The organism is Acinetobacter sp. 243_ASPC (genome assembly GCF_001054715.1).
Lineage (GTDB): Bacteria > Pseudomonadota > Gammaproteobacteria > Pseudomonadales > Moraxellaceae > Acinetobacter > Acinetobacter soli.
The window spans coordinates 16,116-36,585 of the sequence record NZ_JVOR01000007.1 but is presented as its reverse complement, the minus strand read 5'-3'; the positions used below and the strand labels follow the sequence as shown (position 1 = coordinate 36,585).

At 40.7% G+C, this 20,470-nt stretch carries 21 protein-coding genes; 12 read left to right on the top strand and 9 right to left on the bottom strand.

The window, feature by feature from the left end:
- The first annotated feature begins 222 nt into the window (after positions 1-222).
- Positions 223-648 (top strand): hypothetical protein, encoded by a 426-nt coding sequence (locus ADA42_RS00695; RefSeq protein WP_004947060.1) that lies wholly within the window; start codon positions 223-225, stop codon positions 646-648.
- A 222-nt stretch (positions 649-870) separates the two neighbouring features.
- A complete protein-coding gene (locus tag ADA42_RS00690) occupies positions 871-1,314 on the top strand; it encodes a universal stress protein (RefSeq protein WP_004937265.1) in 444 nt (147 codons plus the stop codon).
- Between the two features lie 45 nt (positions 1,315-1,359).
- On the opposite strand, the gene ADA42_RS00685 is transcribed toward ADA42_RS00690, so the two are convergent.
- The 3 genes from ADA42_RS00685 to pepN all read right to left on the bottom strand — a co-directional run bounded on the left by ADA42_RS00685 (position 1,360) and on the right by pepN (position 5,280).
- A complete protein-coding gene (locus ADA42_RS00685) occupies positions 1,360-1,698 on the bottom strand; it encodes a hypothetical protein (protein ID WP_025095164.1) in 339 nt (112 codons plus the stop codon).
- Between the two features lie 422 nt (positions 1,699-2,120).
- Positions 2,121-2,555, bottom strand: coding sequence for an I78 family peptidase inhibitor (locus ADA42_RS00680; RefSeq protein WP_025095165.1), 435 nt, complete (start codon positions 2,553-2,555; stop codon positions 2,121-2,123).
- Between the two features lie 118 nt (positions 2,556-2,673).
- On the bottom strand, positions 2,674-5,280 hold the full coding sequence (pepN, locus tag ADA42_RS00675; protein WP_048763078.1) for an aminopeptidase N: 2,607 nt from the start codon (positions 5,278-5,280) through the stop codon (positions 2,674-2,676).
- A gap of 356 nt (positions 5,281-5,636) precedes the next feature.
- Here pepN and ADA42_RS00670 point away from each other — a divergent pair, with 356 nt between their 5' ends.
- From ADA42_RS00670 to thiM, 3 genes are all read left to right on the top strand, one after another.
- On the top strand, positions 5,637-5,894 hold the full coding sequence (locus ADA42_RS00670; RefSeq protein ID WP_048763077.1) for a hypothetical protein: 258 nt from the start codon (positions 5,637-5,639) through the stop codon (positions 5,892-5,894).
- A 100-nt stretch (positions 5,895-5,994) separates the two neighbouring features.
- On the top strand, positions 5,995-7,209 hold the full coding sequence (locus tag ADA42_RS00665) for a TFIIB-type zinc ribbon-containing protein (RefSeq protein WP_048763076.1): 1,215 nt from the start codon (positions 5,995-5,997) through the stop codon (positions 7,207-7,209).
- 24 nt (positions 7,210-7,233) lie between these two features.
- Positions 7,234-8,058 carry a hydroxyethylthiazole kinase gene (gene thiM, locus ADA42_RS00660; RefSeq protein ID WP_048763075.1) on the top strand — a complete coding sequence of 275 codons (825 nt, stop codon included), beginning with the start codon at positions 7,234-7,236 and terminating at the stop codon, positions 8,056-8,058.
- Positions 8,059-8,118: 60 nt separating this feature from the next.
- On the opposite strand, the gene ADA42_RS00655 is transcribed toward thiM, so the two are convergent.
- The 3 genes from ADA42_RS00655 to ADA42_RS00645 all read right to left on the bottom strand — a co-directional run bounded on the left by ADA42_RS00655 (position 8,119) and on the right by ADA42_RS00645 (position 11,129).
- Positions 8,119-8,970: an AraC family transcriptional regulator gene (locus ADA42_RS00655; RefSeq protein ID WP_048763074.1), complete on the bottom strand. Its 852-nt coding sequence runs from the start codon at positions 8,968-8,970 to the stop codon at positions 8,119-8,121.
- 61 nt (positions 8,971-9,031) lie between these two features.
- Positions 9,032-9,403 (bottom strand): 5-carboxymethyl-2-hydroxymuconate Delta-isomerase, encoded by a 372-nt coding sequence (locus ADA42_RS00650; RefSeq protein WP_048763073.1) that lies wholly within the window; start codon positions 9,401-9,403, stop codon positions 9,032-9,034.
- 13 nt (positions 9,404-9,416) lie between these two features.
- On the bottom strand, positions 9,417-11,129 hold the full coding sequence (locus tag ADA42_RS00645) for an AAA family ATPase (RefSeq protein ID WP_048763072.1): 1,713 nt from the start codon (positions 11,127-11,129) through the stop codon (positions 9,417-9,419).
- Positions 11,130-11,356: 227 nt separating this feature from the next.
- Here ADA42_RS00645 and mdh point away from each other — a divergent pair, with 227 nt between their 5' ends.
- Together mdh and ADA42_RS00635 are read left to right on the top strand one after the other, a co-directional pair.
- Positions 11,357-12,529 carry an iron-dependent methanol dehydrogenase gene (gene mdh / locus ADA42_RS00640; protein ID WP_004937247.1) on the top strand — a complete coding sequence of 391 codons (1,173 nt, stop codon included), beginning with the start codon at positions 11,357-11,359 and terminating at the stop codon, positions 12,527-12,529.
- 173 nt (positions 12,530-12,702) lie between these two features.
- On the top strand, positions 12,703-13,659 hold the full coding sequence (locus ADA42_RS00635) for an alpha/beta hydrolase (RefSeq protein ID WP_048763071.1): 957 nt from the start codon (positions 12,703-12,705) through the stop codon (positions 13,657-13,659).
- A 2-nt stretch (positions 13,660-13,661) separates the two neighbouring features.
- Here ADA42_RS00635 and ADA42_RS00630 read toward each other — a convergent pair whose 3' ends face one another.
- Positions 13,662-14,843, bottom strand: a complete 1,182-nt coding sequence (locus ADA42_RS00630) for a transcriptional regulator (protein ID WP_048763070.1) — start codon at positions 14,841-14,843, stop codon at positions 13,662-13,664.
- Positions 14,844-14,989: 146 nt separating this feature from the next.
- Between ADA42_RS00630 and ADA42_RS00625 the strand changes: the two genes are divergently transcribed.
- Together ADA42_RS00625 and ADA42_RS00620 are read left to right on the top strand one after the other, a co-directional pair.
- Positions 14,990-16,501, top strand: a complete 1,512-nt coding sequence (locus ADA42_RS00625; protein ID WP_004937243.1) for an aldehyde dehydrogenase family protein — start codon at positions 14,990-14,992, stop codon at positions 16,499-16,501.
- Between the two features lie 139 nt (positions 16,502-16,640).
- Positions 16,641-17,336: a glutamine amidotransferase gene (locus ADA42_RS00620; RefSeq protein ID WP_048763069.1), complete on the top strand. Its 696-nt coding sequence runs from the start codon at positions 16,641-16,643 to the stop codon at positions 17,334-17,336.
- A 21-nt stretch (positions 17,337-17,357) separates the two neighbouring features.
- On the opposite strand, the gene ADA42_RS00615 is transcribed toward ADA42_RS00620, so the two are convergent.
- The gene (locus ADA42_RS00615; RefSeq protein ID WP_048763068.1) at positions 17,358-17,765 is read right to left on the bottom strand and encodes a GFA family protein; all 408 of its coding nucleotides are present in this window, start codon (positions 17,763-17,765) and stop codon (positions 17,358-17,360) included.
- A 141-nt stretch (positions 17,766-17,906) separates the two neighbouring features.
- Complete coding sequence (locus tag ADA42_RS00610) at positions 17,907-18,134, bottom strand: hypothetical protein (RefSeq protein ID WP_004937238.1); 228 nt, start codon at positions 18,132-18,134, stop codon at positions 17,907-17,909.
- Between the two features lie 192 nt (positions 18,135-18,326).
- Between ADA42_RS00610 and ADA42_RS00605 the strand changes: the two genes are divergently transcribed.
- The 3 genes from ADA42_RS00605 to ADA42_RS00595 all read left to right on the top strand — a co-directional run bounded on the left by ADA42_RS00605 (position 18,327) and on the right by ADA42_RS00595 (position 20,252).
- A complete protein-coding gene (locus ADA42_RS00605) occupies positions 18,327-19,157 on the top strand; it encodes an AraC family transcriptional regulator (protein WP_048763067.1) in 831 nt (276 codons plus the stop codon).
- Positions 19,158-19,230: 73 nt separating this feature from the next.
- Positions 19,231-19,941, top strand: coding sequence for an AzlC family ABC transporter permease (locus ADA42_RS00600; RefSeq protein ID WP_025095178.1), 711 nt, complete (start codon positions 19,231-19,233; stop codon positions 19,939-19,941).
- Positions 19,938-20,252 carry an AzlD domain-containing protein gene (locus ADA42_RS00595; protein ID WP_004937233.1) on the top strand — a complete coding sequence of 105 codons (315 nt, stop codon included), beginning with the start codon at positions 19,938-19,940 and terminating at the stop codon, positions 20,250-20,252. The genes ADA42_RS00600 and ADA42_RS00595 overlap by 4 nt, the downstream gene beginning before the upstream one ends.
- The last annotated feature ends 218 nt before the right edge of the window (positions 20,253-20,470 follow it).

Sequence of the window (20,470 nt, the reverse complement as noted above, 5' to 3'; positions counted from 1 at the left end):
TTTCTCGTACAATCGAGCCTAAATCGGCATGCAATGCTGGGCAATTTTACTTTACTCTGCACCTATAAAGCAAAGTCATTCAGCATCAAATGTTAGAACAATAAACAATTGGCTATTCTAGCAGCATTTTTATCGGAAAATTAGACTTTGTAACGAGGATTTTCATAGCGATTTTTATTGTTATAATAGGCGCACCTATTTCTAGATTTAATTTGTACACACATGAATAAAAAATTCTTAATTTGTGGATTGATTGCTGCTGGCTTATTTTTAACGGCTTGTTCAAAAAAAGAACAACCAAAAGATGAAAATCAGTCTCAAATGGAAACAAGCACTCAGGAGCAGCAACCAACTGAGCTTAAACCGCTTCAAGAGGCACAAAACCAACAGTCGACCACAGAACAGACGGTCGTAATTGAGCGTATGGAAACACCAAATACCACAACAGAGATTCGTCGTGAGCAGCACCATGCCGCAAAACCTGTTGAAACGCCAGTGAAAGAAGAACCAAAAGCCGAACCGAAAACGGAAGTTTCAACGGCGAATACGGAAGAACAGCCAGCTCGTTCAACCACCAAACAAAACCGTAGTGAAGATGATGCGGTGGCGGATGCGATTGCAGCAGCAACACCTGCCCTTAAAAACTAATTGCGTTTTGCGCAGTAAAAGATGCCCGTTAAGGATTACTTGCGGGCTTTTTTTTGGATGTATATAACAAAACTTAGTGTTGGTAATTCGTGTTTAATTTGTTGATTATATGAAATTTTATCTCTAAAAAACTTCTAAATAGGCTTTATCTTTTAGACAGTATGTTAAGCTAAAAACGTAATTTAAGTTTTTAAATTTAAAAGAGTAATAAAGGAGAATAACATGAGCTACCAACACATTCTTGTTCCCGTTGATGATTCGGAACTTTCAGAAATTGCTACCCGGCATGCACTTTTTATTGCTCAAGCTTTTGGCAGTCGAGTTACAGTCATGAGTGTTGTGGCAGTCGATCCATTTGTTGGTGTCGATTTTTATAAGGTAGCCCCCGCTATTACCAATCACTTTATGGATGCCGAAGCACATGCTCAAAAGCATCTTGAGCAGATTCAGCAACAGTTTCTCGCACATCAAATCGACACGGACGTTAAAATCATTCGCGAAGAACCAACTGCGACTGGCATTTTGAATATTGCCGATGAAGTAAATGCCGATCTGATTATTATGGGTTCTCACGGCCGATCTGGGCTGAAAAAATTTGTTTTAGGTAGTGTCGCACAAAAAGTCGCCAGTGAAAGTGTGGTCCCTGTGATGATCGTAAAAAAATAATTTTTTTTTCAAACTTATAAAAGCGCTGATCAATTCAGGGCTTTTTCATTTTTGTTGTTTTAATTCGGCATCGTGCCATTGTTGAAATGGCACGTGTAAAGTGACCATACCTGAACCAATCGCATGATTTAAATCTTTATTGATTTTGACCTGAGATTTATTCATTTGCATTACATCTGGGCGATAATCCAGATTGTATGATTCATTCAACAGTAAAAGGATGGCATTTAAGTGATTCAACCTGCTGTGTAAGCATGCTTTATTACGCTCTCCTTGTTCAGGATTGGCGTTGAGTAAACCCAATTGTGCGCTATCTGATGCAATCTTTCCAATTTGATGACATTCCTCAGAAAGTTTTAACAGCAAAAACTGTAGATGATTCATCTGACCTCCAAAAAATTAATCACTTAGATAATTGTTGAAAGTGCATCCTATCGATAACAGCGCTGCGTCCTAGCTTATGTAACCTGTCACAGTAAAATTGAATATTCCTTTGGCAATGTTGCTATGCCTAATGGCGAAAAATTCATTTCAAAATGGCATATGCTTATAAGTTAAACAAGAAAGTAGTTGAGTCATTTGGTCATTCAATATAAACAACTCTGTCTAATCACTGTCAAATTATTAAATATAATGAAACATTTATTCTGAAACCAAGCATAGATTCGTAAAATATATCTATCTCTTTCTATCCACTATTCGAGTGAATAATTCAGGTCGATAGATTATAAACACCATGCAATCTTATATTTCAAAGATTGCATGACTATTTAATTATTTTTTAAAACATTAAAAAATAGGTCAAATCAACCACAACTTACCTTTACAATTTTTTTGGTTGAAGGATCAGTAACCACAGTGACACGATTTTCACGATAATCCATGGTCACTGGCTGCCCGGGTGCTATATTGCGTACAATTTGTGCACGTGATACCTGTTTAATCTGTTCATCAGTCAAACCCGACTGTCCAACAAGCTTTTGGGCTTCATCTGGCATACAGTTTTTTTGTTGAGAACGAAATAATGCCCACTCCTCAACGACTTGTCCATTTGGCAAGTGGCAATAACCCGTTTGCCCTTCTGGTCCATTGCGAATTTCCAGCTTTCCTTTTTGCTCAACACAATACTGGCTGGCCGGATTAGGCATACCGATTTTTGGCATTTTTTCACCTGAATGCGGATAAGACGAACATGCTGCTAATGGCAGCAGTAAAGCAGCCCATAAAATATTCTTTTTCATTGAATAATATCCTTTTGAATAAAAGTCGTTGTTGTTTATGAAAATCCAGCTTTCAAATTACAACGGGACCTCATAAGAATGGAAGTCCCGTTTATCATTTCACTGACAACTGATACGATCAGACACTCAAAATACTATTGAGTGTCTCCTTTACGTTCTTGGATTTAACTTTAGGTTGCAGTGCTTGAAGTGCTTCTTTTACACGCGTTTTATGCGGCTCGGCCAAGGTGTACCAGCGAGATAATACTTGTAAGAGGCGTGAGCCTAAAATCGGATTTTTTTCGTCAAAATACTGAGCCAAATCGATATAGTGCTCTACCCCATAACTCCATGCATTGACAGGATTATTACTTAAACCACCACTCACCGAGCGTACACGGTTTGGTGTTCCCAAATCATAATCTGGATGCTGAGTAAGTGTACGAATAGTCTCTGCTGTAGCATTAGGATTCGCCGCCTGAATCATAAACCACTGATCAAGCGATAGCGCCTCATCCTTATAACGGTTGTAGAAGTCATCAAGTGCCTGCTGTGCCTGAGGCGCATCGTTCCAGACCAGTACGCGTAACGCACCTAAACGCTCTGACATGTTGCCAGTTGTTTGATACTGAGTGTAAGCGAGCTCGAACACTTCATCGTCACCTTGGCGCGCCATCATGCTGAGCATGATATTTTTAAGCGCACGCTCTCCCATTGCTTGAGAGAAATCGTGTTGTAGTGCTGGATTCAACGCTAAATAGGTTTCTTTCCAGAACCCATTTAATGCACGTGCTAGGGTTTCTAAAACAGAATTACGCTTTTCCTGCACTTGCTCAGGCTGATAATCGTGATCGATACGACTTCCCAAATAACCCTCTGTTGGAACATCAAAAAGTCGTGACGCCAATAATGGATCCTGACGTACTAGCGTAGGTAACGTTTTTTGAATGGCGTCGATATAAGGTTCAACCGAGTGTTCTTGCAATAAAATGCGCTCAAGTAAGGTTTGACTCGCCTGCCACTGATTAAATCCATTGGTTTCGTGCTGAATTAAAAATGCCAGCTCTTCATCGGTATAATTAAAGACCAGATTCACCGGTGCAGAAAAGTTACGTAGTAACGAAACGACAGGCGGCTGATCGACACCTGAAAACTCAATACTTGCGTGATCTTGATCAAATAAATACACACCGTCTTTCACCTGATTTTCAAACAAATCTGGACTATTTAAGGTGTATTGTTCACCTGTTTGCGGGTTAAACAGCGCCAAAGCGACAGGAATGGGCACGGCCTTTAAATTTGGATATTTAGGATGTGCTTTAAGACTTTGCTTAAAGTTCAAACGATAGGTGCGCTGATCGGGGTGATATTCGCTCTCAACTTCGAGCTTTGGTGTTCCCGGTTGGTTGTACCAGATCAAAAAGGCGGATAAATCGACACCCGATCCAGATGAAAGTGCATCAATCCAGTCTTCAACCGTAACTGCTTGACCATCGAAGCGCTTAAAATACTCATCGGTGCCTTGGCGGAACTTTTCTTTGCCAAGAAGTGTCGCCATCATTCGGTTAATTTCGGCACCTTTTTCATACACTGTAGCGGTGTAAAAGTTATTAATTTCCACAAAATGATCTGGACGTGGTGGATGCGAAAGCGGACCAGCATCTTCTGGAAATTGATGCGCTTTTAACACAGCAACATCGTCAATACGTTGTACCGCAGCAGATTGAAGGTCTTCAGAAAATGACTGATCTCTAAAAACGGTTAAACCTTCTTTTAGGCACAACTGGAACCAGTCACGACAAGTAATACGGTTTCCAGTCCAGTTGTGAAAGTATTCGTGTGCAATCACGGACTGTACGCGCATAATCGCGGCATCGGTGGTGTATTCTTCATCGGCCAGCACACAAGAGGTATTAAAAATATTTAAGCCTTTGTTTTCCATAGCCCCCATGTTGAACTGGCTGACCGCTACAATCATATAATTGTCTAAGTCGTATGGACGGCCATAGTGCTCTTCATCCCAACGCATAGAATGCTTGAGTGCCTCCATGGCAATTTTGCATTTTGGAATATCTTTTTCGATGGCATATATTTCAAGTGCAACATCGCGGCCTTCGGAAGTCGTATATCGATCCTTCAGTACAGCCAAATCACCAATCACACAGGCAAATAAATAACTTGGTTTTTTAGTTGGATCTTGCCAGATGGCAAAGTGACGGTCTTCACCCACGGTACCTGTTTCAAGCAAGTTACCGTTAGCCAGTAATACAGGATATTTTTTATCGGCTTCAACACGTGTAGTGAATACTGACAATACATCTGGACGGTCAGGATAAAAGGTAATTTTGCGGAAACCTTCTGGTTCATTTTGCGTGACAAACAAATCACCGGCTTTGTATAGACCTTCTAGCTGGGTATTACTTTCTGGATGAATCACCACTTGGGTTTCAAGTGTGAGTTGATCTGGTGCATTGGTAATCACCAATTGCTCATCATCAAGCGTGTAATCTTCACTGTTAAGCGGCTCGCCATTTAATTTGATGGATACCAGTTCAAGATCACGCCCCAATAGTACCAAATCACCAGCAGCCTTTCGTTTCATCACCAGTGTAGAAAACACGTGCGTATGATCATCGTGTACCTGAATATCAAGGTTGATCGAATCGACCAAGAAAGATGGCTGTTGATAATCTTTAAGATAAACCGTTTGATCTGCCGAAATATGAGGGTTTGCCGCAATATTCATATATTTTCCTATTTTGCCCTTATGCATGGCATCAGTCATTATTGTGTATGCATTTGATCATACGCCAACTTAATCAATGTGTCTGCGAAGTTTCAATTTAAAATTAAGATGCGTCTTATCGAATTATTTTTCAATTGTAAGTACGTACAAATGTTCAAAAAACGTTTTGTTTGGCTAGAGTTTTTTAGCTCTTTCTTTTGCTTTGTTTAATTTTGACTGAAAGTAAGACAATCTATTTCATTGTAACGCCGACTTACATTTTTAAGTTTCGATTACATTTTGTGCACGTTTTTTGCTTGTATTAGTAAGACCAGGTTGGCCAATATAAAATAAATAATGTCGAAGAGGTGATCGATATGGAACTCACACAACACTTACATCGCGTTGAAAATATCAAAGCCATTCATGATTTGCACAGGGCTGGCGTTTGTCCCAATGTTATTGCGGTGTTCATGACCGCAGAAGGAATTGAACTTAGCGCACAAGATGTCACAGCCATTGTGAATACTTACGATGCTTTGGGTAAAGAAAAAGCACCTTCGCGCAAGGTCAAAGCCCTTATTGCAGCCAAAAAACTTAGCCAACACGACGAATCTTTGCCTTGCCCTGTTTAAATTTATGTAAAGTAGAAGGCTCAAAGATTTAACTTTGAGCCTTTTTTGTGTGTTCTATTTATAGAGAGCTTTGATCTGATCATTTGATCTGTAAATCTGGATGTCGCAATTTGAACAGACGCGATATAATTCAACTCTCGTTCTTTACCTGAGTGCTATTTTGAATATTCTGCAAAAACAACTTGATGAAAGTAGTCAGTGCCCACTGTGCCAAGCCGCTATGTTTTGGGTTGAGGCAGAAGAGTATGAGCAGGATGTTCAATTTCAAGAATGCAGCCATTGTCAGCATCGTGTATTTCAAGATCATAAACGTGTGTGCCATTGCATAAGCTGTACCGAACAACGCAAAAAAATGATTAAACAAGCTCGTCAACAAGAGCAGAAAAAAAACCAGATTAAAGATGACAAAGTGTTCAATCTTGAAGACTTGAGCTTGATGCACAAACTGTTTTTATTGGCTTTACTAGATGATCATGTGCAGGAAAATATTCCGCACGATGAATTTGTACATTGGCATGCCATTAAGTACCACAGCATCAGCCCACATTATCTTTTCAACAATGCATTGTATAAAGAGCTGCTGCATTTGGGTATTTTGGTTATTCCTGAACATCTTGATGAACAACAACAGATTGCTTATTTGAGGGTTCGACTCGATGGCTACTCCGACCCTAGCTTGTTTAGTATCGTACAACAGCTCAGACATTGGTTTTATGAAAATCTAAGTATGGGAATTCCTTATAAAACGACAGAAGACGTCAAAAACGTATTGTTTGAATTGTTGTATCAAGAAATTGTGCAATTTATGCAAATGTACTGTCGAACATGGAATATACAAATTGCAGGCAACCGTCATTTCCAGCAATTTTGTTATAAACTTCTTGATGGTTTGGCAGTGGGCCAAATTTACTATCTGATCCAAACTGCATTAGAGTATTTGTATACCCAAAAAGCGCTTCAGCCACGTAATGAAAGCTTCATCAATACGAATTTACTAAAAAAAACGCTAGAACAATATCGAGAGCGTGCCATTACAGAACGATGGGAAATCTCAACCTTACCTCGCCCCATAAATTTACCTTTAAGTAAAATGAGTCAGATATTTTTGTATCGGTTTTTATCTTATGATGAACGCATCTTTATACAACCGATATGGAAAGCATGGCGCAAAATTGAGCCGCGCCTTAACTTTTTTTCTTTAAAACGGTGTATGAATTGTGGTTCAAACGACCTTGAGGTCGATTATGATGCGACAGATTATGTGTCGTTAATTTGCCGAAACTGCAAACATCAAGATCATTATTTTACCAAGTAAGCTTTTTCTTTTTAGGGGTCAGCCATGTATAACTCATGCAACATTATTGAACATGTTATTGGTACTTGGGAAAAATTACAGGCACAAGCACCGCTGGTACAATGTATTACCAACAGCGTGGCAGCCAACTATGCGGCAAATGTTTTGCTGGCAGCGGGTGCCTCACCTGCAATGATTGACAATCCATTTGAGGCTGAGAGTTTTACCCAAATTAGTGGCGCACTTAGCATCAATACTGGTACCCCGACCACAGAGCAGATGCAGGCCATGATGATTTCAGCTCAAACGGCGCACAAACATCACATTCCTTGGGTGCTGGATCCTGTAGGATACGGGCCAATTCTCAAATGGCGAAGTGACGCTGTCGATGCGCTATTACAGTATCACCCCTCGGTTATTCGCGGTAATGCTTCTGAAATTAGTGCTCTTGCAGGGCGCCTGACCCAATCTAAAGGTGTAGACAGTACCCTCAAAAGCGATGAGATGTTTCATCACGCACAGCATCTTTTAACTAAAACCAGTTGTGTGGCGATTTCAGGTGAAACCGATTATATCCTGTCAAATGCGATGACCTGTATTGTCAAAATTCAAGGTGGTAGCCATTTACAGCCACGCATCACTGCAACAGGTTGTGCACTGGGTGCTTTAGTCGCAGCATACTGTGCTGTCGCACCTGTTCATTTGGCTGCAATTACTGCGCATGTGCATTTTGCAATTGCCGGAAAACTTGCTTTTGATCAAGCACAAACGGTGGGGAGTTTTAATATTATGTTTATGGATTATATCCATATGCTCGATGCAAACTTGATTGAACAGTATGCGCGTATTGAATTAATTTCTGATGATTGAAAATCTCAGTTCTATATTTTTAAAATATCTAGAGACGATTTTAATCGTCCCTAGATAGGTTTATTTCAGTAGCAAATAAATATCGGTGACCAAATCAGCTTCTTTCACTTCATGTACAAAATTATGATAATGAAAGAATACTGGATAATCGCCCGCTTCTTCCTGTTGCGCTGGTAACCAGTTTCTAAATAAAAAATAGACGCTATCACGTATATGATCATGACTTCCCAAATGCCGAACAATAGCATAGCGTCCCGCGGGAATTTCACTCATTTCGATGCCTTCATGATTAGGATCAATCGGCTTAGTGATTGATCCTGCAATATCGAAGCGAAATTCTTGTTCAGGCGTCTGCTCAGGATCCGAAAAAGGAATACCATAGGTTGCCGATGTTTTAACGGGAGACAACCCTGTTCTTTTACGCCATTCGATAAACTTGGCTGCAGTTTCAAATACTTTTTCAGGTGAACCTTGATGAGAAATATAAGCGATCTTCTCGACAGGTCGTTCAATAATGGTAACGTTGATTTCTAGCTCACTTTTAGGGGTGAAATAAACAAACTTCCTGTGCCAATTTTGCCAGTTTGGCTCAACTCTAAAGACACTGGGCGTTTGATCAAATGAACGTTTAAATGCTCTTGCAAATGCTTCTGGACTATCAAAACCAGCATCTAAAGCAATCTCGATCACTTTTACTTCTGGTTTAAATACAAGCTGAAATGATGCGCGTTTTAATCGCAACATTTGCGTATATTTCATTACATTCATGCCCAGATGTGCATAAAAAATACGATGAAAATGAAATCTGGATAATCCAGCAACTTCACTCAATTGTTGTAAATTTAAAGATTCATCCAAATGTTGTTGAATGTAATCACACACGCGTTTTAATTTCAGATCATAAGCCGTCATAGCTTTAATACATGTTCATTTGATAGATATATTATGAAATGATTAAACATGCCGATCCTGATCAAAATTGCGATTTAATCACTTGTTTGAAATAATCCTGTTTGGGCATTTCGACAATTTCAACACAGCTTTGGATCGGTTTTTTCTGATTCATCAAACTCTGATTGCTAGTTACTGTCTGTAATACCTTTTCACCTATCTCAGTCTTTTGTTGTTCGGTACGTCCAGAGAGCAAATAAACTTTGACATGCACATAGGCCTGATTATGATCTCCCTCTCCAATCAAAAAGATATCATCTTTTCGGGCACGGGATTTAATATCTATCGCATCGCAATAGCCTGTCTCGATGATGCTGATATTGATTTGAGACAACAGTTGCTTCGGATCGAAATATTCAATATTGGCCGAATAATCCACAATAATATGGGGCATACGGTTTGACTCCCTATTCTATAAATAACAGTGCAAGACGTACCTGATCATAGCCCATTCTCGGACTAGTGAGATCCACAATCGGTTTGAGTTTGATTGAACCATCGTCATTAAAATTTTCTGGCCGTTTGCTTTTTTGCACACGTTTAAACAATTTACGTACTTGCTCGACTACTTCATCACCCGGGTGGGCCACCGAAATATCCAGTCCTTGCTCACGGTGTAAACGCGCCAGATGATTAATAATGGTGGCCGGTGTGAGCCCTCGCTCTTGGGCGATATCCTGAATGTCGTACCCGCCCTCAAATAGCTCACGAGTTTCATCTAAGGTCGCAGAGCCATAATTTTGCTTTTCACCTTTGGCGAGTTTTTTCTCGTTACGGGCAATTTCGGTTTCATTGAGCGTACCGCCACAATGTCGAATAAACGCTTTGTGCTTATCGGTTAAATCAATTTCTGCAAAATGATCTTCTGCCTCTTGAGACAACTCTTGAAAACGTTTGTCTGCTTTAAGCGCAAGGGTATCAAGCTCCAAAGCTTGCTCGTTAAAACCAAGTAAACGCAAACCCGTTAACGACTTGAGCCGAGATAAAGCCACATAACCCTGACCTTTTTCAAACGTATGGGTTAGATTAATTTCTGCGGCTTCCAAAGTCATACCTTGGCTTTTATGAATGGTAATCGCCCAAGCCAAACGTAATGGAATTTGCTGGAAACTTGCAATCACCTTCCCGGCTTCGTTTTCGATCGACCATGTTTCAGGCTCTACCAGCAACGTGGTTCCATCTGTCATTTTGACTTTAGGCAGTAAGCCAAATTCGTCGTCTTCTTCAAATCCGATCACTTCGCCTAAACTGCCATTGATATATCCCATATCGAAGTTGTTTTTTACAAACATCACTTTGGCATGTTTTTTAAGCGTAAGCTCTTCGGGCGCGCGTACCGACGATTTTAATGTTTCAAGTAATTTTTCATTGCCATCTAATGTAGCATTGAACTGATGGCCATCATTTTCAATTTCATTCAAATGCTGAAAATTGATCGCGTCTACATCCATATTGTGGGTGTAAAGCCGTGTAAACGTATCCCCAATATCATGCTGACGCGATGACAATAAGGCTTGCTTATGATTTGGCTGTATATTTTGCGCTCGAATGGCATTTAAAATCTGATTTAAAATTTCATCGTCCTGACGGTGTTGCTCTGTCAAATAACAAACTCGAAATTTTGCCTCAACCCACGCATCCGACATAAAGCAAAATTTATCGCGGTTGCGTTCATCATTTTTACCAACAGGCGGCAACTGAAAAAAATCACCGGCCACAATGACTTGTATACCGCCAAATGCTTCGTCGCTTTCTTTAAAGTATTTCAGAACCTGATTTACCAGATTAAGCTGTTTGGCATGTAACATTGAAATTTCATCAATAATCAGCACTTGAGCGTTTTCAAGGTGTTCTTTTAAATACTTGCGCTCTTTCATACGTTTCAGATCATCATCGGATAGATGATCCTTAATGCCAATACCTGCCCATGTATGAATGGTCATGCCATTCATATGCGTCGCCGCGATACCTGTTGAGGCAGTAATGGCAACGGGCACCTTACGCGCCTTTAAATACTGAATGTACTGATTAAGTGTATAGGTTTTACCTGCACCGGCCGAGCCCGTTAGGAATACATTTTCTCCGGCTTTTAATAACTTCAGTGCAGTTTCTTGCTTCATAATCCAACGACTTCTAACAACGAGCACATAGCTTAACGACTTTGACATAAAAGTAAAATGCTAAAGCTCAATCGATTAAAATATCGCTTAAAATACAAAATCTTAACTCAAAAATTCTTGGTAGGTGTTTGGTAGGTACACATTATTTTACGCTCAGATAATACTAGTGACATGGTGAAGGACACCTAGATAACAAGACATAAACAGATTGAATAAGGAATATCTCAATGGCGTTTAAACAAATTGCAGATCAAACCAACGGTTTTTTCATCCCGAGCGTTTCACTTTTTGGTCCAGGATGTGCCAAAGAAATTGGAAATAAAGCAATTGATTTAGGAGCAAAAAAAGCTCTAATTGTGACCGATGAAGGCCTCTTTAAATTTGGTGTAGCCGACACAATTGCAGAATATCTACATAGCGCCGGTGTAAAAAGTCATATTTTTTCAGGTGCAGAACCTAATCCGACCGACATCAATGTACATCGTGGTGTAGAGGCCTATACTCACAATGACTGTGATTTTATTGTGTCTTTAGGAGGCGGCTCATCACATGACTGTGCCAAAGGCATTGGACTGGTGACTGCCGGCGGTGGTCACATCCGTGACTATGAAGGAATTGATAAAAGCAAAGTCCCAATGACGCCGCTAATTTCAGTCAATACTACAGCAGGCACCGCTTCTGAAATGACACGCTTTTGTATCATCACCAATACAGATACGCACGTAAAAATGGCAATTGTCGATTGGCGCTGCACACCATTGATTGCCATAGACGACCCTAAACTTATGATTGCAAAACCAACAGGCTTGACCGCTGCCACAGGGATGGATGCCTTGACACATGCGGTTGAAGCTTATGTATCGACAGCAGCCAATCCCATTACCGATGCCTGTGCAGAAAAAGCTATTAGCATGATCAGTCAATGGCTCAGACCCGCAGTAGCCAACGGTGAAGATATCGAAGCGCGCGATGCCATGAGCTATGCTCAGTATCTGGCAGGTATGGCATTTAACAACGCCTCATTGGGTTATGTACATGCCATGGCACATCAATTAGGTGGTTTTTATAATCTGCCGCACGGCGTATGTAACGCCATCTTATTGCCCCATGTTTGTGAATTCAACCTAATTGCGTGCCCTGAACGTTATGCCCGAATTGCAGAACTGATGGGTGTAAATACTCAAGGCTTGAGTACCACTGCCGCGGCATATGCAGCGATTAATGCGATACGTGAGTTGTCTTCTTCAATTGGTATACCATCTGGTTTAACAGAATTGGGCGTTAAACCAGAAGATTTGGCAGTTATGGCAGAAAATGCACAAAATGATGCCTGTATGCTTACCAATCCACGTAAAGCAACGCATGCACAAGTGGTCGAGATGTTTAAAGCAGCACTGTAACTGGCTTAAACAGTAAAAATCCTCTTCTGAGTAGGTTCTCTCCAACCAACTTACTCGGATTTTGGGAATATCTACATCATGGATATTCCCTTTTTTTATTCACATGTCGTAATTGACAAAGTTTAAATTTCAGATAACGATGAAGACATTATGATTCAATAGAAAAAACAAGAATGTCAGATTACAGCGCCGATCTCTTAGGTGAAGGCTATGAACAGCAAATCCTGAATTTTCCTGACGATTATGAAGGTCGAGTGATCGCCACACTGGTAAGAAAAAAAGCCAATCATACTACTGATAAAGCTGTGCTATATATTCATGGCTATATTGACTATTTTTTTCAAAAAGAAATGGCCGAGCAATTTAATCTACATAGTTATGATTTTTACGCCCTTGATTTACGCAAATATGGCCGCTCTAAACTCCCCCATCAAACATTTTTTAATGTGCACGATTTACGCGAGTACGATGCCGAAATTAGTCGGGCACTTGAGCTAATCGAGCAAGAATCTCATCATCAAGTGTTGCTTGCAGGACACTCTACTGGCGGGCTAATTGCCACTTTGTATGCTGCACATTATCGTCAGAATTCACTGATCAAAGCACTCTGGGTAAACAGTCCATTTTATGAGTTCAATTTGAGTCTTGCCGAAAAGAAACTGGGAATTCCGCTGTTGAGTCAGGTTGGTCGAGTATTGCCGCGTCAACCTTTTCCGAGCAAACTCAACCGATGGTACGTTACCAGTTTGCATCAAAGCCTAAAAGGTGAATGGGATTTTGATCTGAACTGGAAGCCAGTATCTGCACCGACCGTTTTACTTAGTTTTGTACATGCTATACATAGTGCCCAAAAAGAAATTCACAAAGGTGTGTATATTGATATTCCTGTACTGGTGATGCATTCACATCAAACTAAAAATCCGAAACGCTGGCATAAGAGCGTCACACAAAGTGATGTGATTTTAAATGTAAAAGACATTCGCAAATACGCTAAAAAAATCAAGGGCGATGTGACAATCCAGAGCATCCAAAATGGTGTGCATGATTTGGTCTTATCAGCGCCCGCTGTACGTGAAGCTGTCTATCAAAAGTTATTTCAATGGCTTAACAGCAAAATCAGTTCATACTGACCTTATCCTTCATAATATTTGACCAATAATTGGTGTGCCGGATGATCCAGTGGAAGCAGCTCGGTTAATCGTTGTACAGCATCTATGGCTTCTGGAAAGCGTGCTAGATGCTTAAGCAACATATCAGGCTCTTTTGCTTTGTAAATTGCATCACTCAGACGTGATTCAAGACAGTCACGCCATGTACAAATAAAAGGACTCTCCGAGCGGGATAACAGCACACCTGTATACAGTTGTAAGGCCATAGCGACATAACCTGCATTAAGCGCATCTTCTGCCTGTAAAAAATCTGCCTCTACATGTGCCAGTAAGCGATAAGGTCTCGATCCGAGTAAGCCACCCAAAATATCACGCAACTGAGACATTTCAGCTTTGAGCGTCCCTACACTGACCTTGCGCTCACCATAAAGTGCATGATGCAGTTTTTCCAGATTCAGCCCTTGTGGACATAAAGTTAAAATAGTTAAAATTTCAACTTGTCGTGGCGTTAATACGAGCGCTTTGCCGTTAAATAATATCTGCGGTGTAGAAAAAGCACGAATAAATAAGTGCTGTCGCTGATGCTCGATAAGCGCATTTTGAATGATGGCAGCACAACGCTCTGCCGCCAACATGCCTAAAGCATTGTGATTTTTCCAAGTGGCGGATAAATCGACAACACCCACAGGTTGTTGTGTATAAGGATCTAAAATTGGCGCAGCGTAACACACCCAATCATGCACAGAAGACATGTAATGTTCATTGGAAAAAACACAACTCGACTGCCGGGTTTTAAGTGACAAAGCCAAAGCATTCGTCCCTACAAGCTCTTCTTTCCACTGACCACCAGCAACAAAATGGACTTTCTCAGCAGCGCTTCGCATTTGCGCACTTGGCGCTGCCCATAAAATCGTGCTGCCTATATCTGCCACCGCAATCACCATCGATGATTGCTCAGCGACGTGTTTAAGATCATGTTGACACGCCTGAATCGCCACATCTAAAACACTGGGATTTTTGTTTGAGGCAGGTTTGAGCAAAGGTGCAGCTAAGCGCTCTTTAGGAATATCGGCAGATGCAGATCGCTGCCAAGAGCTCGCAATACTTTGTTCAATTTTTTCAGCATGTTGCGGCGTCAATACACTTTGATTTCTCAGTTTATCAATGGTATGCCGCTGGTGAATTAAATCCTGTTTTGTAAACATTTGTCGTTCCCTTGCAAATTCTCATTATTTCCAACCTTTCTCCAACCTTATTTCTTCTATGCTAATTAAATAATGTACAAAAGTACCTTATACCAAAGCTGTAGATGCTTCAATCATAGATGAATAATAAGCAAAGGAATACTGATATGCGATACATCGACCCAAACCAACCCGGTTCAAAAGTTCAATTTAAAGCACAATATGAAAATTTTATTGGGGGTCAGTGGGTACCTCCTGTTAAAGGCGAGTATTTTGGCAACAGTTCTCCCGTAGATGGCAAGGTATTCACTCAAATTCCACGCTCTAGTATTGAAGATATCGAGCTTGCTCTTGATGCGGCGCATAAAGCAAAAGCCGACTGGAACAGCTCATCACCGACCGTTCGTTCAAATTTACTACTTAAAATTGCAGACCGTCTAGAAGAAAATCTTGAGTTACTTGCCGTAGCAGAAACATGGGAAAACGGCAAACCGATTCGCGAGACACTGGCAGCAGATATTCCACTGGCGATTGACCATTTCCGCTATTTTGCAGGATGTATTCGCGCTCAAGAAGGTGGAATTTCTGAAATTGATGAAGATACCATTGCCTATCATTTTCACGAACCGCTCGGTGTGGTTGGACAGATCATTCCGTGGAACTTTCCAATCTTAATGGCAGCGTGGAAACTTGCACCAGCACTTGCAGCGGGTAACTGCATTGTATTAAAGCCTGCCGAGCAAACGCCTTCAAGTATCTTAGTATTAATGGAATTGATTCAAGATCTAGTTCCACCTGGTGTACTCAATATTGTAAATGGCTACGGTGCCGAAGTTGGTCGTCCACTGGCGACGAACCCGAGAATTGCAAAAATTGCATTTACCGGCTCAACAAAAGTTGGCCAGATGATTATGCAATATGCGACTGAAAATATTATTCCGGTTACGCTCGAACTGGGCGGTAAATCGCCTAATATTTTCTTTGAAGATGTGCTGGCACAGCAAGATGACTATCTTGAAAAAGCACTTGAAGGCTTTGCCATGTTTGCACTGAACCAAGGTGAAGTATGTACATGTCCATCACGCGCGCTGGTACAGGAAAGTATTGCCGATCAGTTTCTGGAATTGGCAGTCGAACGGGTTAAAAAAATCAAAACCGGTCATCCACTTGATACCGACACTATGATTGGTGCTCAAGCATCTAAACAACAGTTTGATAAGATTATTGGCTGCATCGATACTGGTCGAAACGAAGGCGCGCAATTGATGACGGGTGGCGATCCGCGTCACGATGTTGATGGTGGTTTTTATATTGAACCGACTATTTTTAAAGGTGACAACAGCATGAAAATTTTCCAAGAGGAAATTTTTGGGCCAGTACTATCGGTCACCACATTTAAAGATTTTGACGAGGCCATCAAGATTGCCAACGATACTATGTATGGCTTAGGTGCCGGTGTATGGTCTCGCTCTGCACACACTTCATATCGTGCGGGCCGTGCAATTCAGGCTGGCCGAGTCTGGACCAACTGTTACCATTTATACCCTGCTCATGCCGCATTTGGAGGATATAAGCAGTCTGGTATTGGACGGGAAAATCACAGAATGATGCTTGATCATTATCAGCAAACCAAAAACTTGCTGGTGAGCTACTCAACTAAACCAATGGGCTTCTTCTAATCACGTTGTAACGTACTCCAAAAAAGGCCCACGATGGGCCTTTCTTTTTAGCAATATCGAGGTATGGCTCTGCATTTTGTTCTATGCATACTTCAGGTATGATCGCATGAGATCTTTTTAATATTGTGTAATTTACGCCATGAAAACTATTTATGCAGTTCAACATTTGGCCTTTGAAGATCTCGGCTCGCTTGAAGATCTTTTTTATGAGCTCGGTTTTAGAGTGCGCTATTTTGAAGCAGGTGTAGATGACCTCAAGCCTGCCTTTGAGCATGATGGCCTTACCATCATTTTAGGTGGTCCAATCGGTGTGTATGAAGAAGCCGACTATCCATTTTTAAAACAAGAAACGGCACTTCTTAAAGCGCGCTTAGCGGCGAATAAGCCGACGATTGGAATTTGCTTAGGTGCTCAGCTTATTGCCAAAGCACTCGGTGCCAAAGTTTATGCTGGCGAGCACAAAGAAATTGGATGGAGTAAGCTAGACATCAAGGCCACACCAGAGAACCCATTACAGGGGCTGATCGATCAACCGGTTTTACACTGGCACGGTGATACCTTTGATTTACCTACGTCAGCGACGCTGCTGGCAAGTTCAGAACATTATCCGCATCAAGCCTTTTCATGTGGAACGAATGTACTTGCTTTACAGTTTCATTTGGAAGTGTGTGGTGATAACTTTGAACGCTGGCTCATCGGGCATACAGCTGAGCTTCGACAAGGAAATTTTTCAGTTCAAGCGCTTCGCGCCGATACCGCACGCTATGCTCAAGGTTTATCTCACGTGGCACGTTCGATTCTCTTAGATTATCTCAAGCAGCTTAACCTAGTATAAGTCAGCTTTATTTCTGATCTTTTATTCGTCACTGGAAAATTGATCGATCACTTGCTGCTCGGTCATTTGAGGTGACTTCGTTAGAAACTGATAATAATCTGGCTTGTGATCGGCATAAATCTCAAGATGGATTTTGGCATCGGAAGCTAAGTCGAATAATTCGGCATTAATGCTGTAATACTCTCGTTCGTTCAGCTTGTAAAACAAATTGGTGCCGCACTGCTGGCAAAAATATCGCGCTGCCCATTCCGATGAGTCATATTTTCGAACAAATTGCTGCCCAGTAAGCTTGATTTTTTGAGTCGATTCAACTGTCAAAGCTGGGCCTCCTCCCCATGTTCTACACATGCTGCAATGACACACTGTAATTTCCTCAGAATTGACCTCGACGTCAATCTGCACTGCACCACACAAACAAGCGCCTAACATTTCTTATTTTCCTTATTGGTTTAAGTCGGCTTTTATACTATCGAAAAAAAACATCACATGGCTAAATATTGCACTGTGATGCTTTAGATTTTGTAAACACTTATGCGCTTTTAATACTCAGCTTAATTGCAGCCAGCGTCGCTATTCAATTTTGAGCTGAAACTCATCTTGGCTAATTTTAATCTTGAGCTTTTTGTATTTACGCTTACTGGCATCGAGTGCTGAGTGCAAAACCTCATTAGAAAAAGTTGTATCATTCATCAACTCCGAATAGATTTTATATCCAATCACAATCTTGGATGGCTTTTCCCCATTATGTTTAAAATCTTCAATTAATTGATCAAGATATGCAACATTTGCTTTTTTCATCAGATTTATTCTTTCAGCCTTCATACTTATTTAAAGTACTTAGATTTCTTTACACTTTGATTAATTTTAAAAAATTAACGACTACATGATCATTTTTTATTGGAAATTTAAACTGAAAAGCAGCAATTTTGTTCTATAAACCACCATCACGTTTTATCATTCTCTACAGCATGCGTTACAGGTAAGTTTATTATGTCCCGAAGACCGCGTGAACAGGTTCATTATCTGCATCTTAAGGAGTTAGGTGGATTAGAAATGCTGAGCGCACAATACTATCAGCAAACATTTTCTCGTCATGTTCATGAAGGCTTTTGTATTGGTGTAATTGAAGATGGTGCGCAGCGTTTTTTCCGTACTGGTGCTCACCATGTTGCGCCCAAAGGCGATATTATTTTAGTCAATCCAGATGAAATTCATACAGGTTCTTCGGCTGTTGAAACTGGTTGGCGCTATCGAGCAATTTATCCAACCCCTGAACTATTGAGCCGTCTTACTCAGGATTTGGTTTCTACCCAGCGTTTCATTCCTTGGTTTACGCATGCTGTGGTTCATGATGAAGGTCTTGCCCAGCAACTCAGATTATTATTTGATCTTCTTGAGCAGCCACAGAATATTTTACTTAAAGAAACGCTTTTTCTATCTACCATGGCTTGGTTGACTACACGCTATAGTCAAACAAAGCCGTCATTGTTGAGCTTAAGTGATGCCAAAAGCAAAATACTTACAAGCAAAGAAATGATCGCAACACATCCCGAACATGATTTTTCACTGGGTGAACTCGCAGGCTTTGCACACTTAAGCCAGTGGCATTTTTTAAGACAATTTAAAAAACATGTAGGTTTTTCTCCGCATGCGTGGCTTGTTCAATGTCGTATTATGAAAGCACAAAAATTATTACGTGAAGATTTGACGATTTCAGATGTCTCACAACGTTGCGGTTTTTCAGATCAAAGTCATTTCACGCGACATTTTAAAAATGCACTCGGTATCACACCCGGCGGTTATATTCGAAGTTTAAAATAAGCAAGTTTATGCAATCAAGATCAATTTTAGGTGGCTAAAATCGTACTGTTATTTTCAGATGTAAAATCCAATCATGATGAATAATGTAATATCGAATTATTTTAACTTGGCCCATATACGTGATTTAGTTACGGGCGCCTTAAAAATTACTCCCTTGTGCATTGCTGTTTTGCCATGGGGATTACTGGCCGGTTCGATGGCGATTCAGGCTGGACTTTCCCCTGCTCAAGCCATCGGGATGTCTGCTTTTGTATTTGCTGGTGCAGCTCAGTTGGTTTCACTTGGTATGATCATGGCGGGCGCTCCACTCATTAGTATTGTTTTGTCTGTATTTCTGATCACCTCACAACATTACCTATACGCGCTCAACTTACGTTCATCTGTGAAAAATGAATCTTTCGGCAAACGTGTATTATTTGGATTTGTTTTAACCGATGAGCTCTTTGCAATCAGTAGCACTCAACCACATTACAACTACCGTGTACTACTCGGTGCAGGAATCTGGTTTTATCTCTGCTGGCTTGTGTTTAGTTTTTTTGGTGTGCTACTGACCTCATCATTTTCACAACTTGAACACATGCATCTGGATTTTTCTATTGTTGCGACGTTTATAGCCATTATTGTGCCTCTCATTCAAAACCGACATGCTCTGATCGGGGTGATCACCACGCTTGTTCTGACAGCACTAAGCCTATATTTAAATATCTTGATGGGTGGATTAATTGCTGCACTGATTGGGATGTGCGTAGCGGCATGGTCTGAATCTAAGGAGAAAAAAGAATGACATGGACATTTATGCTTTTACTGGCGGGAATTGTCTTTTTAAATCGTTATATTTTTTTAGAACCTCGTTTTCCGATCAAAATTCCCGACTGGCTTAATCGTGCCTTGCGCTATTCTGCACCTTGTATTCTTTCATCGATTTGCGTTCCGATTATTCTGATGGATAATCATGTCTTTCGAGAGCACATTATAAACCCCTACTTTATTGCCACACTGATTACCATATTGGTTGCCTATGTTATTCGACATACACTAGCCACAATCTGTATAAGCCTGAGCAGTTTTTATCTTCTGGTGTATTTAATGGCCTGATTTGGTTTCAGTTAAAACGCTGACTTGGGCGTATGTTTTTCCGTGTCGGTTTGTTCAATATTCTCATCATATCGAAATTCTTATCATATCGAATCAATGAGGATGCGCAAGATGTGTAGCTTATCCGACATGCCAATACAGGCTAAATTTTAGTGACAAATATCATAGTCGATAGCCAATAAGTTGAACTCATGCAGCCCAAGTGAATTAAAAACTTA